Consider the following 15,293-nt stretch of genomic DNA (forward strand, 5'->3'; position numbering starts at 1 on the left):
CCGGACCTCAGCCATCTCCCCAGGTGTCACGCCACGTCAACGACGCTCACACACCAACAGACACTCCACTCACGGGTGAAGATGACCAAGCCCTACTAGGCGCCGGTGGTGCAGTCATAGCCGGACGCAGTCAGGCTAGTGCGGCCCGCTACCAAGCCGATGCCCCATGGATTAGAGAACTCCTGCCCTCCCTCTGCGCGGAGTTCCTCCTCCAGGCCGAGCAGGTCTACCAGGACTATCAGGCCATGTACGAGGACGCGTTCCACGAACGCTGGGACGAGATGGAGCGCCGGGCCCGGGAGTTGGATCCGCAACGGTTGAAGCGGGCCTTCGCTGCACTCGAACTTCGCGCTCCAATGGACGTAGTCGATAAGGCCACTGCGCTTCAGCAATCTCTCCTCTATGACCATGCCCCAGAACCAGTCTGGCTTGGCACGGTACGAAGAGACCGGGGCCAACAGATGACGGCTCGGACCAGGCTGTCCAGTGCCTACCACGGCCAGCACAACCTGTTCTTGAAGGTGGCCAGAACCGCTCTCAAGGCTGGCGCCTACGAGGCGCCGGCCCGGGGAGCGTGGCTGCCCTTGCGGCGCCGCCAGCTGTAAACGGGTTTGGTGCTCGGCGAGGGAACGCTGACCAGAACATGCCGCTCTTGCCTTGCTCAACGAACCCGGTGCATGCGCCTCCCTGAATCCAGTCCAGCACGGTCTGCGGCGCGAGGAAGACTAACTTCGATGAGACACGACAGCAGTTCGCCGGGGGCAGACAGGAAAGATCGCGGAAAGGCTGGCCAACGTGCGTGAGGGCATGTCAACGTAGACGACCTTGCAAGAAACCCCAGGTCAGAGAGGTGATTGCCTGTGGCCGTAGCGCCTGTTGGCCCCGGTTTCTCTACCACCGTCGAAGCCCTGCGGCTGCGCGAGTGGCAGCTCGGTCCCGGCCAGCCCACGCTGGTCATGGACCAGTTCTCCGCGGAGGACTTCCACCTGATCGTGGATGATCGTGCGGACGTGCACGTCAGCTCCAAGGACGGCCGGTTCTACCTCGGCTGGTTCCCGCTCGGCCGCCCCGGAACGGACGGCGAGGGATGGAAAATCGCCGTCACCGGCACGGCCAAGGTGCGCGGCTACCACCTGTCGTTCGACGTCGAGACGCCAGCGGACATCGTCGCCGCCGCAGTGGCGCGCGTGCTGGAGACCTCACGTCGCCTATGACAGTGCGGGTACCGACAGGTAGTCCTCGCCCCGTGGGCGGTCGGCTGTCTGCCGGGCCACCGGCCTGTTCCACTGCTCCCCGTTTCCCCGCACCCCAGGAGGCTGTTCGTGACGTCCACGGAGATGACCGTCGGCGATCTCATCGACCTGCTGTCCGGCTGCGACCGGAGTGCTCCAGTCCGCCAGGCCATGAATCCCTTCTTTCCGATGGCACACCGCTTGGCGCAGGTCGTGCAGTCCGTGGACGAGACCGGCCGGACCGTCGTTTACCTCGCCGAAGGGCGCGACGAGGACACGCAGCTCGGCCATCTGCCGCCCGAGGTCGCTGTCGCCCTGACGTGGCAGGGCCCCGTTCAGGCACCCCCGCGCCGCCCCCGCCGCCGTGCCGGCGGCAACTAGACCCGCACCGAGCCCTTGGAGGCGCCCCTGTACCCCGACTTCTCGCTCGATCCGTCCACTCCGCGCGGCGGCCAGCCCGCGTTCTGGGTCGGTCCCCGGTATCTGGCCGGTGATGATGGGCGCCTCTACGATGCCGTCGCCGATACGCTCGCCGGCCTGGGCTGGACGAGCCTGACGATCGTCCGCGGACGGCACGAGCCGGACGAGGCGCCGGAGGACCGCCAGGTACTGCGCAGCACCGTCTTGCACATCAGTCCCGACGCCCTGCGCTGGGCCCAGTGGAGCCTGGCGGACGAGCCGTTCCACCTGGGAGAGCTGCCGATCGCTTGGCAGATCTCCGTCCGCGCCGAGACGAGCAGCCCGCTCGCTCAGTGGTCGGCCTACTTCACCCCCGATGTCCCCGGGGAGGCCGTGTCCGACTTCCTCGTCGCGCTCGACGCCCGCGACCAGCCCGCCGCACCACTCGCCGGCCCTGAGCTGGTCCTCGACGCCGTTGCCGCCCACGGATGGTTCCGCGACATCGACCAGCCCCAGGCGGCAGCGACGGACCCGACGTTCACCTCGCACATCAGCCTTGGCGAAGTGCCGCCCCTCATCCAGGACGCCGACCCGCGCGCCCTGACCACCGAGGCCGACGAGACGGGACCGGCCGGATGGCAGGCATGGGCCGAGCCCGCGCTCGGGGCACCGTGCCTGTGGGCGGCCTCCTTCTCCGCCAGCGTCCCGCACGACCTCGTTGCCGGCTTCGCTGCCTCCCTCAGTTCGACCGCACCGGTCCTGCGCCGGGTGCTGCCGGAGGCCACCCGGGAGCGGCTCCTGCGTGCGCCGGCCATCTAGCACCTCGCGCTGTCACCCGACGCGCTCAGCCCGGCTCCTCCTTCATGGAGGGCCGGGCTTTCCGCTTCTCGGGCCCGCACCGTACGTGTGCCGGACGCACGCTGCCCCGACCATCCCGGTCATGGGCAGCGTGGGTCGGGGGCCGGAGACGATCAGCAGCAGACTGCCGTCGCGGATCGCGGTCTGCTTGGCCACGGTGCTCCGCCCTCCGGCGGAGAACGTCAGGAGCTGGCTCCACTGCTTGTCACCGAGCTCGCGGGGCATGGGCAGCTCTGCGAGGCCATGTCGATCGGGGTGCCGCCCGCGACGACCTGATAGGTCGGGCAGCCGGTCATCGCGTCGAAGATGCGGTCGGACAGCTTGTTCGCGCTGTCGCTGTACAGCTCCTCGGAGACCTCCGAGGAGCTGCCACCGTACGTGAAGGCCGTCTTCGCCTTGCGGGGGAAGGTGAGCGTGCCACCGGTGGCCGCGTCGCTGCCCAGCTCGCTCAGGGCCGGGCAGCCGACGACGGTGACGTCGTCGTGCTGGGCGGGGCGTTCCGGCTTTCGCAGGTAGCCGCTGCCGAGGTCGCTTTCGTCGAGCAGGCGCGTTTCCAGCGCGGCCGACGAGAGCGGAGCGGCGTTCAGGGCGTCGTCGGCTGGCTTCCCGGTACGGGCGGAGGGAGCGGTGTTGGGCTTGGTGCTGGTGGTGTTGGCGGTGCAGGCGGGCACGGCGAGGAGGGCGGCGGTGATGCCGAGGGCGGTGGTGGCGATGCGAACGCGCATGACGGAACTGACCCCTTGGTGCTAGGCGACGGGTGGTCAGTGCGGGCCTGCGGGCCCGGTGGGGTCGTAGGAGTGGGGTCAGTGCCCGAGGTGGCGCAGGCAGTCCTCGAACGTGGCGTGCGTCGCGTCCGCCGGCCCGGAGTTCCGGTTGAACCAGGCGGTGTCGAGGCGGGTCTCCTGCTGCTGGTGGCCGACCCGGCAGCGCAGCCAGATCTGATTGCGGGTGGAGAGGATGAGCCAGTCCCGGTACGCACCGCACTCGGAGCAGGCGACCATCTCGCCGTCGAGGATGAGGGGCTGCTTCCACGGCATCATCTTGCCGTCGAGCTGGTCGTGGCTGGGCACGCGCAGCTCCGGCGGAAGGAAGTCGTCCACCACGGCGGCTGGCTCGCTGCGTTCACGGTCCCGTTCGGCCCACGCCCGCTCAACCGCTGGCGGCACTTGCCCCTGCATTTTCGCCGCCATCTTGACGAATCGGCGCTGCTCCTCGCTGGGCTCCTTGGCCCGGCGCCGTATCCGGTGAAACACCCCGACGTCCTCCCTTGCCTCGTCCTGCTCGCTTCATGATCGTGTCCTACGCCCCCGGAGGCTTCAATTCACAAAGTCAACAGTGGCGTTCGGGGAGGTCAGAGAGCGTTTCCTCACATCCCCATGCCGGAGATGACGAGTTGGCCACGGCACGTGTCTCCGGGCTGCAGGGGACCTCGGTATGACCGAACTCGCCTCTTCCTCCTCGACCACCCAACTTCGCGACGCCTATTGACTCGACTTGCCACACCTGCGTCATTCCCTCCCGTCATGTGTGCGCTGGTGCCCGCGAACCACAGAGGAAGTTCCATCGTGATTCATGCAGGTCAACGGTCCTGGTGTGATGAGTCGTTGGGGTGCTCGCGCAGCTCATCACGGTGATCATCGGGGGGAGATCATCGGTCACCGAGCCACCTGATGGTGCGTCAGCACCAGAAGGGCCCGCACCAACGCGGTCGCGTGCCGCGGATGCATGCGCACCTTGGTCAGGATCCGGAAGGGCTTCAGGCTCGCGAAGCCGAGCTCGGCCGGCGCCCGCAGGCTGCTGATCAGCCGGTTCACAACCTTCTTCGGTGAAGACAGGTGCTTGCCGCCGCTCGCCTTGAACCCCGTGATGACCGCCGGCTGCTCTTCGGCCCCCTCGTCCAGACCGACGAACCCCAGGTCGGCTACCGCTGCAAGCTCCAGCTCGCGCAGTCGCGCGCACAGCTTCTCGTAGCGGGCCGCCGTGATTTCGCTGCAGGCGCCGCGGCGGGCCGAGGAGATCCACAAAAGCCGCCCCTTCGCATCGGTCAGGGCGAGAAACAGCAGGCCATGCGCCTTGTGCTTCCCCGAGCAGTTCTTTCGGTTCGCCCGCCCACTGCGCCGCCGGGTGCGGATCAGCGTCCCGTCCAACAAGTCCATGCAGCCGCTGTCCTTGGCCACCTTGGCCAGCGCGCGGTCCAGGCGGGGGGAACGTGCGGCCGGCAGGCCGAGCACCTCCAGTACCCAGCGCCGCACTGTGGAGGCCGAGACCGCGTCCCGCCAGCCAGGTCGGCCAGGCGCTCGTCGTTGCGCAGGTGGGCCAGCACGATCAGCGCTATCTGCCCGGCGTCTAGCTTGTGCCGCCGGGAGCGGATCTGTCTGCGGTGGGCGCGGATCAGGCCGGCCACGCGGTTGACGGTCGCGCTGGACAGAGGCAGGCGGACGGAGTAGACAGGGCCGGTGTCGCCCTCGGTGGGGCTGGTGTTCTTGTTCACGCATGGGCCAACACCCTCCGGGGGGCGTTTGCGTTGCGGCAGGAATCGGCCGTTGTGGCAGGTCGGCCGCAGGCTACCGGGGCAGGTAGCGTCCGGCGGGGGTGCGGGTGATCCAGCCGCGTTCGGTCGGCTTGCGCAGCTTCCCGCGCACCGGCTCCACCTTCGTCGGCGCCGCATCCAATCCCAGCTCGCGGGGCACGTCCTTGGCCTGCAGCGGGCTGTCGCCGCCCGCGACAATCTCCATGATCTTCTGGTAGTCGGCGGGCAGGTCGTCCGTGCCGGTGCCGGGGCCGTGGTGGGGAATCAGCAGCTGGCCGGCGGCTCCGGGCGTGCCGAAGGGACGCGGGGGCGCCGCGGGCGTGCCGCCGGTGGCTTCTTCCAGGGCCTGCTGCCAGGCCGCGGCGTCAGGGTGCCCGGCCTCGGCATCCTCCTCCTGGTACTGCTGGTAGACGACCTCGGCGGCCCCGAGCCGGGCCACTTCGGCCTCGGTGTCGGCCAACTGGTTGCGCAGCTGCGCGGCGCGTTCTTCCAGCACCACCCGGCGCTCTATCAGCCACACCATCAGGTTCTGGGCCATGTCCCCTCCCTCCGCGGGCTCGCCGTCGCGACCCTGCCCGCACGGTAGGGGCACCAGTGCGCAGCGTGCAGGAGATCCGAGGAAGACGACCCGAAGCGGGCCGACAGATAATCTCCCCGATGCGATCACGCTCGTGACATGCGCGAGCAGCCCAACCGCCCGTCACGCGAGGGCCGTTGACCTGTCGATCCACGATGAAACTTCCTCAGTGCCTTCCCCATGGCGCCGACCTGTCCGTCCACACCCGAGCGCACCGCATGCGGGTCGGGTCAGGGAGGCGACTCCAGTCAGGTGGGAAGCCTGTGCCGGTCGAGGCGCCTCAACTCCACAGGCCAGGCGATGTGCGCCGGGGCAGTGTCGCGAGCACCTCGGCTGCTTCGGGGGGCGTCGAGATGGACCCGCCGTCGAGAATTCCCGACCTCGCTCTCTTCTCTCATGCGCTCTCTTTGCTGAGGCGGTCGACTGCCCACGGCAGGAGCTCCTTGGCCACCGCAAGGCTGAACGGCCTCACCAGCGAACGAAGTTCGGCGCAGGCGGCAGGACCGAGCGTGATGTAAGGGAGGGCAGCCAGCCTGTCGGTGGTGTGCTCGATCTCCGCCCTGCGCCGCGTACCGTCCTCGGTCAAGGTCAGGTGGGGTCCGTCGTCGAGCCATCCACGCTCATGCAGGTTCTGCACGGCCTGTCCCCACTGCTCCGGCGTCCATGCCCGCGAGTCGCGCAGCACCCCTGCGTCGATGTCGCCTGTGGCGGCGTGCGTGACGAGAGCCTCGAGCCCGCTCAGTCCGGCAGTCAGTAGTGCCGCCACGTGACCGTCGCCACGGAACTCCCGCAGCAGAGTCTGCGCGTGCCAGAGCACGAGGTGGGGTGCGCTCGGCCACGGCAGTGCGGCGTGCGCGGCGAAGAGGGGGCGGCCTTGTGGATGGCGCACGGTCACTTCAGCCGCGGTACGGGCCAATTCCGCTGCGCGGGCCAGCGCCGGTGAGGAGACGTCCGCGCCGAGGATCCGGCGGAGCGTGGTATCGATCCCGGTGAGCCGGGCGGCGGCGAACCGCTGCGGCGTGGCGGCTTCCCATGCCGCGGGTATGGCTCGGCGCACCAGTTGGGGATTGAAGTTGTAGAACGTGGCGATGACCAGATCCGCCGGAGCGGCGCCGAGCGCGGCGGAGCGGGACGCGAAGTACCCCGTCCTGGCGTCCACGCCCAACTCGGCGTACTGGCCTGCGGCTTCGGGCGAGAAGTAGACAGCCCCATGGTAGGGCTCGAGAGTTCTCCAGGTCTGGCGCGCGAGGGTCAGACTGTCGCGGTCCGTGTTCTGCGTCATGAGGGGCTCTCCGTCCTGTGGCGGATGAAACGTTGCTGTTCATCGAGCACACGACGGCGCGTGGGGCACACTTAGCCGTACCGTCTGGTCGGTACGTTATAGGAGAGCGGCTCCGGCGACTACTGCCCTGCAACCAGTTCTCTCCTGACCAAGGTGCGCATGCATCCGCGGCACGCGACCGCGTTGGTGCGGGCCCTTCTGGTGCTGACGCACCATCAGGTGGCTCGGTGACCGATGATCCCCCCCAATGATCACCGTGATGAGCTGCGCGAGCACCCCAACGACTCATCACACCAGGACCGTTGACCTGGATGAATCACGATGGAACTTCCTCACAGAGCGGACCTGAACGCTGCCGGGGGAGCGTGTGGCGAACGGCCATGCTGTGGGTCGTGGGCGGGGCGGTCGTTGTGTCCCGGCTTTCGGCCGTGCGCTGAGACCGCGGCCCTGTACGCCGGAGGGCTCACCGGGTCTTGCCCGATGCCTCCTCACCGCCCCGGCGCCGACCAGGTGCAGAAGGCCCGGACGCCGCCCTGCGCTTTGTGGACGGGTTCCCCGTCGTGTAGTTATCGGGTAGCCCCGAGCCATCGGCAGGAAGGTCGGCCATCCGCCGCATCCGCCACACCAGCACATCGCTCACCGAGCCCGCGGTGTCGACTTCGCGACGCTCCACCGCGTCGGACAGGAGAGCGGCCGGGGCGTGGCCGGCGGCTTCGGCTTCCACGATTGTCGCGGCCAGGGCGTACCAGCCGGGCTCGGCGAGGATCTGCTCGGCCAACGTCGGCAGCGCCTCGCGCAGCACTACCGTCTGCCGCCTAAGCATCGGCCGGTTCAGGCGCCGGCCGCGCTGGTAGAGCATGCCGAGGGGTTGGGCGGCGGCCTCTTGGTAGGCGGCGCGCAGGTGCTCGGCGGCCTGGCGGGCGGCTGCGGCCTGCTGCGCGTGTCCCTTCTTCGCGTGCCAGTTCATGGCCGCGGTGATGAGGAAGAACAGCATGTCGATCGCCAGCGCGGTGCTCGCGCCGTCCTCGCCCCGGCCGAGCGCGGGACCGCCGTGGACGAGGTCGCGGGCGGCCTGCCGCAGGGCGCGGTCGTGCCCGCGCTCGGCACGTACGTGGGAGCGGGAGGCCCGCTCGAACGCGAAGGCGGCGTCACGTAGTTCGCGGCGGGTGTGCGCGGCGGACGTCTTCGCGAGGGCGTCCAGGACCTCGCCGGTCGCAGCGATGTGGGCGGCGGCGACTTCGTCGTCACCGTTCTCGACGACCGTGATCGCGGTCCAGGCGGCCGACGCTGTCCTCCGACGTGCGGCAGACGGGTTGGTCGTCATCGCACGGCCGGGAGAGTCTGTCGATGAGGTCTGGTCGGCGGACCAGCGCTCACGGATCCGTGGCAGGGACAGGTCCGGGGCGAGGCGCACCCCGGGATAGAACACGGGCTCGCCGTCCTTGTTGCGGTCGTCCGGCAGAGCCACTTTGTAGCCGAGCAGGTCACCGGAGGGGGCCTCGCGCGTGCGGATCAGGAGGCCGGCGGCGGCGAGGCGGTCGAAGAACTCCGCCTCGCCTCGAGCACCGGTCACCGCTCGGCGTACGGTCTCGCGCAGTTCTTCCCGCGCGGTGCGCTCGCGGCCCTGGCGCTGGGCCTTGTGGCGCTCGGCGCTGGTGGGGCGTTTCGCGGCGGTGCCGTCACCCTTGTTGAGGCGGCGCAGGCCCAGCTCTGCTTCCAGGGCGCGGGCCTGGGCCTGGACGCGATGGGCGTCGTTGTCGAGGTCGGGTTTGTACCCGTCTTCGCGGACGAGGGTGGCGACGATGTGGATGTGGTCGTCGGCGTGCCGCACGGCCGCCCACCGACAACCCGCTCCCGCCTCGGGGTCGTCGATCCCGGCGGCGGCGACCATACGGCGGGCCACGTCGCCCCATTCCTCGTCCGTCAGGATCCGGTCCTCGCCACCGTTGCGTACGGACAGATGCCACACGTGCTTCTTCGGCCGGTGGGCCTGGTCGATGTTCTCGACGGGCTGGTCCAGGAGCTGCTGGAGCTGCTTGAGGGTCGCGGTGGCGTCTCGTCCGGGGTCGGGAGCATTGTGGTCCCAGGAGGCGACGAGGTGCGGGTCGGTGTGCTCCTCGAACTTGCCCGGCCCGTACAGGTAATACAGGAGGCCGATGGTGCGCTGACCGCGCTTTTGGATCCGGGGAATCATGCTGCTGTCCTCGACCGGTTGATCAACGGGAATGGGCAGTGGGAAGCGGGCGTTCCACGCGCGCGGTGCGGGAAGTGCTCACGGATGAGCTGGATATCGCCGCTTTCCGCGCTGCTTGGAGTTCTGCTGGGGGTCGGCGCGACGGCGCTGGCGGACCGCCGGCGTTGGCGTCGGGAGGCGGTCACACGCCTGCTGGAGCTGCGTACGGAGCTGTACGCCGAGTACCTGGTCGCGATGGAGGACACGGGCAGGGACCTGCTGCGCGTGCTGCGGACCACGGCAGTAGAGGAACGCGAGACGGAGGCTGCTGATGCGTTCGCCGGCTTCAATCTCGGTGGCACGCGGCAGCGGATCCATGTCCTGGCTCCGCTCGACGTCGTTCGGGCAGCAGACGAGATCTTTCGAGGTCTGCGACGCGCGAGCGACTACGTGACCACTGCGGACGCACAGGACACCCCGGCGCTCCTCGCGCTGAAGGATGAGGTCGGAACGCTGCGCGACCGGTTCCAGGAAGCTGTCCGGCGCGACATCCGAAGCCTGCTGGCCGGCTGCGCCTCGTGGTCTGCCTGATCAGCTCGGTCAATCCTGTTCCAGCAGCCGGTCGGTGACTGCCTGCACGCGAGCGACCGCTCGCTGAACCGCCGAAACGACGGCGTCGAGTTGCGCGGGTTGTCCGCCGCTGTTGAGGACACGGGCGACCTGGTTCAAGTTGTTGCCGACCTGCCCGAGATGACGGCGTGCGGCGAACAGCTCGGCTATCAGGTCCCGGTGGCCCGCGATGACCGCAGCGGTGTTCTCGGCGTCCTCGGCGGCGGCGAGACCGGCGCGCACGAGGTAGGCGGGCAGGCTCTTGCGCGAGGTACGTGCTGCGGTGGTCAGACGACTCCACTCGTCGTCGTTGAGACGGATGTTGCAGACGCGTGCGCGCTTGTTCTTCTGGGGGGAGCGCTTACGTGCGGTGGATGCTGGAGCGGCGCTCGCGCCGCTTCGCGGCTGCTCCTCCACCCCTGGCTGTGATCCGCCCTCGGTCGCTGCCTGACGGTCCAGCGCCCCCTGGTGCTGGACCGCTCCCGCCACCCCTGGGGCGGGAGATGGCCAAGCTGCCTTCCCCGACGGGGAAGAGTAGCTTGGCCGATAACTTGCTCGCCCCGAGACCGAGTTGGAGTCGGGAACAGGTTGCGGGGTGGTGCCGTTCTGGGCGGGGTTCGTCATCAGGATCCGGGCCTCGTGGAGCGGGTGTGGTGTGTGATGGCCGCAGCTAGCGCGAGGATGTCGGCCGGGCCCAGAAGGAGGCGGACGGGTCCGTCGGGGTGGTCCTGGACGAGCCACTGGCCGGTCGGCATGCGGACGGTGGCGTGCAGGAGCCGCTGGCGGACCAGAACGTCAGCCCAGGCGCTGGCCTCGGCGGCTGTTGACTCGGATGAGCGAGGGGGACGCGGAATCACGGCGTGTCTCCTGAAGCGGGACGGTGGCCCGGCACAGAGCTGGGCCACCGGTTGCGATGATGGGTCTGAACTGGAGCTTTGCCGGTTCAGCCGCACTCTGGGCAGCGGCCGACGTGGCTGTTGAGCGCGCGGGCCATCCGTTGCTTCGTCGAGGCAGCCTGCTTCGCGCTGGACTTCGCCGCCGGCTTGCCCTCGTGCCGCTTGGAGTGGGCGATCATGAAGCCGATTTCCCGCTCGTACTCCGCGCGGACGGTGTCGAACTGGTGGCAGGTCTTCATCGGGCGGTGCTCCGTGTCGGCGTGGTGCCGTCGCTCCGCAGTTGCTGGAGGACGAGGCTCAGTCGGTCGTTTCGGCCGCCCTTCAGGCCCTCGCGGCGGAGGATTTCCCGCAGTTGGACCCGGGTGACGGATTCGTTGCCGTCCCGTTTGAGCAGGGCGGGGACGTGGGGACGGACCTCTTGGATGAGCTGGTCCACCGACTGCTCTGGCTCGCGTGGTGGGCGCTGTGTCTGCGGGGTGCGGGGCCGGGCGCGCGTCCCCTTGTCCCTTGTACGGGGCTTCGTGGTCGTCTTCCGGCGAAGGGGGACCTTGTCTCCCCGGTCCCCATTGGGTTCGGTCCCGGTATCGGTATCGGTTGGTCCCCGGTCCCCGGTGGTTTCGGTCCCCGTGCCGACGGCGGTCAGTACCCGGTCCCCGGTCGGCTCGGTCCCCAACTCGGGGGCGGTCGGTCCCCGATGCGAGTCAGGGCCCTGAGCAGGTACTTCTCGCGTAGGACGGTCGGTCCCCACGTCTCCGGCCTCCCACTCTTCGGCTTCCGGATTGGCGGGACCGGTCCCCGGGACCGCTCCTACTTCTTTGGCCTCGGTCCCCACACTGGTCCCCGCGTCGTCGCCTTCGGTCCCCGCGCCTGCCGACGCCTTGGAGTCCGCGATTTCGGGGACCGGTCCCCTCGGGTCGCCCGGTCCCCGGTCCCCGTCCAACTCGTCGGGACCGTGGGGACCAGCCACGGGGACCGGCGCTTCCGAGGTCTCCTGCGGGGGGACCGTGGTAGATGGGAAGGTGCTGCACTCCGGGGACCAGGGTGAGGGGAGCGGGACCGTGGCGAGCGCGAGTGCGTGCCGACGGGCGGCGAGCTGGTCGAGGAGCTGTGCCCGTTGGAGGGGATCGGTGCCGACCGCGGCCCTGCCAACCGCTTTCGACAGGCGCCGGGTGAGCCGCTGGCCGCGCCAGTTCCGCCGCTGCTCGGGCGTGCGCTCGGCGAGGCGGGCGGCGAGGGCGACCGCGCGGGTGGTGGCCCGGTCCCGGGTGATCTGCGCGGCGTCGCGGTCTCGCGCGGCGATGCCAAGGCGGGACAGGAGCCGTTCGCGTGCCTCCCGCCCCAGGACGGCGATCAGTCCGTGGGAGGCGGCGCCCGGGGTGTGCAGCCGCAGTTCGATTCCCATGGCGAGGTGCCACAGCATCGCCGCCATGACCGGCCCGACGAAGGCCCGGACCGTGCCGCCGATGGGACCGCTCTCGGCATAGGCGGGGATCACCTGTACCCCGGTGATCGCCCAGACCAGGGTCCCCGGCAGACCGGGGGCACCCTGAGCGGCCAGGTTCTGCCGCGCCATGAGCGCGGTCGCGAAGAGCGCCAGTTCGGCCGCGGCGAACATCCCGGCCCGTTCGGCGGTGCCGGCCATGTCGAGGTAGTCGGCCGCGAAGCGCCACGAGGTGTCGGCGCTGTATGCGGTGCAGCCGAGGGCGGCCAGAGCTGCGATCTTGACCGCCGGGCCACCGAGATGTCTCTGCGGGCGCGTGCCCCGGCGTCGGATCGTCCAGGCGGTCAGTGCGAGCGCGAGGGTGGCGGGCACGCTGGCGGCGAGGAGGAGAGGGAGGTCCGGAGCGATGCTGAGGGCCAGGACGGGGTGGGTCATGCGGCCTTTCCGAGAGGGGCGTGCACCGGGGTCGACGCTGCCGGGCGGGCTGTCGGCCGCTGGGTTCTGGGTGCGGTGGGCGCGGGGCTGCCCGTTGCCGGAGTGGTCTTCTTCAGCTTCCTCTTGGGACCTGGCACGCCGTAGGCGCGGTCGCGGTCGAACACCTTGTTGGCTGCCTGTCGGAGTAGATCGCGGGCGTGCTTGTGGCTGATCTGCAGGGCGGCGGCGAGCCGGTCGGGCCGCCAGCCGCGCACGTAGGCGTGGTCGATGACGACCTGCCGTTCGGCCTCGGTCAGGTGTACGTCGCGTCCCTGGAAGTAGGCGATCACGCGCCGGTAGTCGAGGCGCTGGGGCAGTCCGTTGTGCAAGGGACGTCGCTCGGCTTCGGTCAGGCCGCCCCAGATGCCTTCCTTGAGGACGTTCTCCAGGGCGAAGTCGAGGCAGTCGCGGCGTACCGGGCACCAGCCGCACAGCTCCTTCGCCTCGGCGATGGCTTCGTGGTCCCGGGGGAGTGGGAAGAACACGGCGTCGGCGTCCTCGACATCCATGCCGTGGCACGCACCGCGGGTGTGCCAGCTGGTGTCTCCGATGCCGCGCAGGCCGGTGGCCGGCGCGTCGTGGGTGGTGATGTGGCGCAAAGGGGTCTCCGATGTGCTGCCGCGTCCGCCGGCTGGGGTGGTGCTGGGCGGATGCGGCGTCGGGTGTCGGCTGCGGCGCGAGGGACTGCGCCGCAGCCGGGGCGGGACGGTGGTGTTGGGCGGCGGTGCACCCGGATGGAACGCACGGGCCGGATGCGTCGGTCAGGCCATGGCGGGCTGCTGGGCCTGCTCGTTCTGTCGGGCTTGCCGGGCCGCGGCGAGGTCGAGGCGGCCGGGATGGAGGGTGGCGCGCGGGGTGGTTCCGCGCGCTCTGCCGTCGGGGCCGATCCGGCGGCGACGACACGGCTCGCCGGGTTGGGCCAGGCACCACTCGCACCGGACGCTCAGAGCGTCGGGCAGCCCCTGTGCGATGGTGGCCTCGCGAGCTGCTCGCGCGGGCCGGTAGGGCGCGAGAGCGGCACGGGCGGCGGGCGGTATGCAGGAGCCGATCTCCCGCAGCCGCGCCTCCAGCCTCGGGTCGATCCCGTCGCGACCGCTGGTGATCGCCCTGGCCTGCGCAGGCTGCGTGGTGCCGGCGGCGACGGCGCGGCGGGTGCCGACCAGCTCGGCGGTCCAGGCTGCCTGGTCGTCCGGGTCGACGGACGGCGTGGGATCGGAGTGCCTCGCCAAGCGGTCGCGCCGGTAGCTCTCCCAAGGCCGGGCCACGTCCGCGGGCAGGATCTGGTACGGCGAGGTACGGATGTGCCGGCGGACGGTGACGCGGGCGTCCCAGCCGTGCGGGGTCGCCATCGGCACGTCGCCGAGCAGTTCGTGCCACTGGGCGAGCTGGTCTCGGGCCTCGCCCTGGTCGGTGCGGATGGTGCGGGGGTCGAGTCGGCCGATGTAGGCCAGCAGGGCGGCGATTTCGCGGCGGTCCACGGCTACTGCTCCGTTCCGGTCGGCTCGTCGAGGGCGGCGAGGAGGGCGGCAGTGTGGGCCTCGGCCCGGGTCATGCCGCCCGGAGCAGCCGGGCCCTTGCCGGGTACGGCGTAGAGGGTCGGGCGCCCAGGAGCGTGCTCTCGGGCGACCCAGGAGCGCCAGTCGGCAGCCCAGGCATCTGCTGGCCGCGGCTTGAAGTCGGCGCGGTGGGCACGCCACTTCGCGTCGGCGGCCTGCAGGCCCTGCTCGCCGAGGCGGTCGAGGTGTCCCTGCTGGCGGGCCCAGGCGTGGGTGGCGGGGTCGATCTGCCACTCGGCAGCCGAGGTGACGGCAGCACCACCACTGCTGTACCTACGGTTCAAATCCGGTTCACTACGGTTCTGTGTGCCGGTTTCCGGTACATCGCTATGCCGGTTTCCGGTACGTCGAGGTGCCGGTTTCCGTCGGGACCTGCCGGTTTCCGATACTGCCGGTTTCCGGGCCCTCGTGGGAGATTCCGGCACCTCACGCGGGCGGATTCCGTACCGCCGCAGTGCCGAGAATCGCAGGGGCAGCGGCCCGTAGGGCAGTTCCTCGCCGCTGTCGGCGTGGTCGCCCTCCTGCTGTTCTCGCAGGTCCTGTGCGATGGCTTCGGCGGCTAGGGGCAGACGGTAGACGGTGCTGCGCTGCGGGCCGGTGAGGTCGTCGAGCTGCTCCAACTCACCAGCGTGGACCAGGCGGTCGATGGCTTCGCGCACCGTGGAGACGGAGGCGCGCGTGCGCTTGGCCAGGCTGGAGAGTGACGCCCAGGAGACGCATTGCTCGTCGGCCACCCGGTCGGCGATCGACAACAGGACCAGGCGGGCGGTTCCTCTGCTGGAGCTGTGCTCCCATACCCACTCGCGGGCATCGCTGCTCACCGGCCGCTCCCGACCGGAAGGGCCGCAGCAGCCGTGCAGGCCGCCTCCTCGACGCTTTCGCGCATGGCAGAGCGCATGCAAGAATCCCTTCGGTGTTGCCACGCTGAGACGCCCCGTGCGAAGGGATCAGCGTGGTGATGGTGGCGAAGCCCGTCCTTCCCGGGACGGTTTGCCCATTCAGCGGTGGGCGTCCGGGAGTTCCCGCTCCCGGGCGCCGCCGCGTGTAGATCTTGCAGCGTGACTGCGGTGATGCTCTCCTACGGTCCGGTGTCCGGGGCGGTCTGCCCGCGGAGGGACGACGAACATATGCACCATCAGCTGTCAAGGTCCAGAGTTGGCTCTAGAACTCTCCAGCATTCGTCGCCGCAGGTCGGGGCTCTTTCGCCTGTCCTCGGCCGTGACGGGGTGCGACGGCGGGCTCGCTCTCGCGGGCGGCGGGCACAAG

Annotated in this window: 16 protein-coding genes and 1 pseudogene; 4 read left to right on the plus strand and 13 right to left on the minus strand. The window is 70.1% G+C overall.

Annotated elements, in window-relative coordinates; translation table 11 throughout:
• Nucleotides 1-860: 860 nt before the first annotated feature.
• From ACFYW8_RS41290 to ACFYW8_RS41300, 3 genes are all read left to right on the plus strand, one after another.
• On the plus strand, nt 861-1,214 hold the full coding sequence (locus ACFYW8_RS41290; RefSeq protein ID WP_389091561.1) for a DUF317 domain-containing protein: 354 nt from the start codon (nt 861-863) through the stop codon (nt 1,212-1,214).
• Nucleotides 1,215-1,322: 108 nt separating this feature from the next.
• Entirely contained in the window at nt 1,323-1,613 is a 291-nt protein-coding gene (locus tag ACFYW8_RS41295; RefSeq protein ID WP_389091564.1) for a hypothetical protein, read from the plus strand.
• 15 nt (nt 1,614-1,628) lie between these two features.
• Nucleotides 1,629-2,450, plus strand: a complete 822-nt coding sequence (locus ACFYW8_RS41300) for a DUF317 domain-containing protein (RefSeq protein ID WP_389091568.1) — start codon at nt 1,629-1,631, stop codon at nt 2,448-2,450.
• Nucleotides 2,451-2,492: 42 nt separating this feature from the next.
• On the opposite strand, the pseudogene ACFYW8_RS41305 reads toward ACFYW8_RS41300, so the two are convergent.
• The 6 genes and pseudogenes from ACFYW8_RS41305 to ACFYW8_RS41330 all read right to left on the minus strand — a co-directional run bounded on the left by ACFYW8_RS41305 (nt 2,493) and on the right by ACFYW8_RS41330 (nt 9,072).
• A pseudogene (locus tag ACFYW8_RS41305) lies at nt 2,493-3,214 on the minus strand (hypothetical protein).
• A gap of 78 nt (nt 3,215-3,292) precedes the next feature.
• Nucleotides 3,293-3,742 carry a hypothetical protein gene (locus tag ACFYW8_RS41310; protein WP_389091571.1) on the minus strand — a complete coding sequence of 150 codons (450 nt, stop codon included), beginning with the start codon at nt 3,740-3,742 and terminating at the stop codon, nt 3,293-3,295.
• Nucleotides 3,743-4,144: 402 nt separating this feature from the next.
• Nucleotides 4,145-4,720 (minus strand): transposase family protein, encoded by a 576-nt coding sequence (locus tag ACFYW8_RS41315; RefSeq protein ID WP_389091575.1) that lies wholly within the window; start codon nt 4,718-4,720, stop codon nt 4,145-4,147.
• 333 nt (nt 4,721-5,053) lie between these two features.
• Nucleotides 5,054-5,557, minus strand: a complete 504-nt coding sequence (locus ACFYW8_RS41320) for a hypothetical protein (RefSeq protein WP_389091580.1) — start codon at nt 5,555-5,557, stop codon at nt 5,054-5,056.
• Between the two features lie 433 nt (nt 5,558-5,990).
• Entirely contained in the window at nt 5,991-6,878 is an 888-nt protein-coding gene (locus tag ACFYW8_RS41325; protein ID WP_389091585.1) for a hypothetical protein, read from the minus strand.
• A 463-nt stretch (nt 6,879-7,341) separates the two neighbouring features.
• Nucleotides 7,342-9,072, minus strand: coding sequence for a relaxase/mobilization nuclease domain-containing protein (locus ACFYW8_RS41330; protein WP_389091590.1), 1,731 nt, complete (start codon nt 9,070-9,072; stop codon nt 7,342-7,344).
• A gap of 84 nt (nt 9,073-9,156) precedes the next feature.
• On the opposite strand from ACFYW8_RS41330, the gene ACFYW8_RS41335 reads away from it, so the two are divergent.
• The gene (locus ACFYW8_RS41335; protein WP_389091594.1) at nt 9,157-9,642 is read left to right on the plus strand and encodes a hypothetical protein; all 486 of its coding nucleotides are present in this window, start codon (nt 9,157-9,159) and stop codon (nt 9,640-9,642) included.
• Between the two features lie 9 nt (nt 9,643-9,651).
• Here ACFYW8_RS41335 and ACFYW8_RS41340 read toward each other — a convergent pair whose 3' ends face one another.
• From ACFYW8_RS41340 to ACFYW8_RS41370, 7 genes are all read right to left on the minus strand, one after another.
• Nucleotides 9,652-10,149 (minus strand): plasmid mobilization protein, encoded by a 498-nt coding sequence (locus ACFYW8_RS41340; RefSeq protein WP_389091599.1) that lies wholly within the window; start codon nt 10,147-10,149, stop codon nt 9,652-9,654.
• Nucleotides 10,150-10,283: 134 nt separating this feature from the next.
• Complete coding sequence (locus ACFYW8_RS41345) at nt 10,284-10,517, minus strand: hypothetical protein (RefSeq protein ID WP_389091604.1); 234 nt, start codon at nt 10,515-10,517, stop codon at nt 10,284-10,286.
• Between the two features lie 86 nt (nt 10,518-10,603).
• Nucleotides 10,604-10,795 carry a hypothetical protein gene (locus ACFYW8_RS41350; protein ID WP_389091609.1) on the minus strand — a complete coding sequence of 64 codons (192 nt, stop codon included), beginning with the start codon at nt 10,793-10,795 and terminating at the stop codon, nt 10,604-10,606.
• The gene (locus ACFYW8_RS41355) at nt 10,792-12,432 is read right to left on the minus strand and encodes a hypothetical protein (protein WP_389091614.1); all 1,641 of its coding nucleotides are present in this window, start codon (nt 12,430-12,432) and stop codon (nt 10,792-10,794) included. Before ACFYW8_RS41355 ends, ACFYW8_RS41350 begins: the two co-directional genes overlap by 4 nt.
• Nucleotides 12,429-13,070 (minus strand): WhiB family transcriptional regulator, encoded by a 642-nt coding sequence (locus tag ACFYW8_RS41360; protein WP_389091619.1) that lies wholly within the window; start codon nt 13,068-13,070, stop codon nt 12,429-12,431. Before ACFYW8_RS41360 ends, ACFYW8_RS41355 begins: the two co-directional genes overlap by 4 nt.
• Before the next feature lie 162 nt (nt 13,071-13,232).
• Nucleotides 13,233-13,949: a hypothetical protein gene (locus tag ACFYW8_RS41365; protein WP_389091624.1), complete on the minus strand. Its 717-nt coding sequence runs from the start codon at nt 13,947-13,949 to the stop codon at nt 13,233-13,235.
• A 2-nt stretch (nt 13,950-13,951) separates the two neighbouring features.
• Nucleotides 13,952-14,848, minus strand: a complete 897-nt coding sequence (locus ACFYW8_RS41370) for a helix-turn-helix domain-containing protein (protein ID WP_389091629.1) — start codon at nt 14,846-14,848, stop codon at nt 13,952-13,954.
• Nucleotides 14,849-15,293 lie beyond the last annotated feature (445 nt).

The sequence above is a fragment of the Streptomyces sp. NPDC002742 genome (assembly GCF_042888885.1).
GTDB lineage: Bacteria > Actinomycetota > Actinomycetes > Streptomycetales > Streptomycetaceae > Streptomyces.

What these genes read in the sequence shown, in the direction of transcription:
- ACFYW8_RS41325 (WP_389091585.1), bottom strand. Translation starts at nt 6,878, where the DNA reads ATGACGCAGAACACGGACCGCGACAGTCTGACCCTCGCGCGCCAGACC.
- ACFYW8_RS41350 (WP_389091609.1), bottom strand. Translation starts at nt 10,795, where the DNA reads ATGAAGACCTGCCACCAGTTCGACACCGTCCGCGCGGAGTACGAGCGG.
- ACFYW8_RS41320 (WP_389091580.1), bottom strand. Translation starts at nt 5,557, where the DNA reads ATGGCCCAGAACCTGATGGTGTGGCTGATAGAGCGCCGGGTGGTGCTG.
- ACFYW8_RS41335 (WP_389091594.1), top strand. Translation starts at nt 9,157, where the DNA reads ATGAGCTGGATATCGCCGCTTTCCGCGCTGCTTGGAGTTCTGCTGGGG.
- ACFYW8_RS41330 (WP_389091590.1), bottom strand. Translation starts at nt 9,072, where the DNA reads ATGATTCCCCGGATCCAAAAGCGCGGTCAGCGCACCATCGGCCTCCTG.
- ACFYW8_RS41355 (WP_389091614.1), bottom strand. Translation starts at nt 12,432, where the DNA reads ATGACCCACCCCGTCCTGGCCCTCAGCATCGCTCCGGACCTCCCTCTC.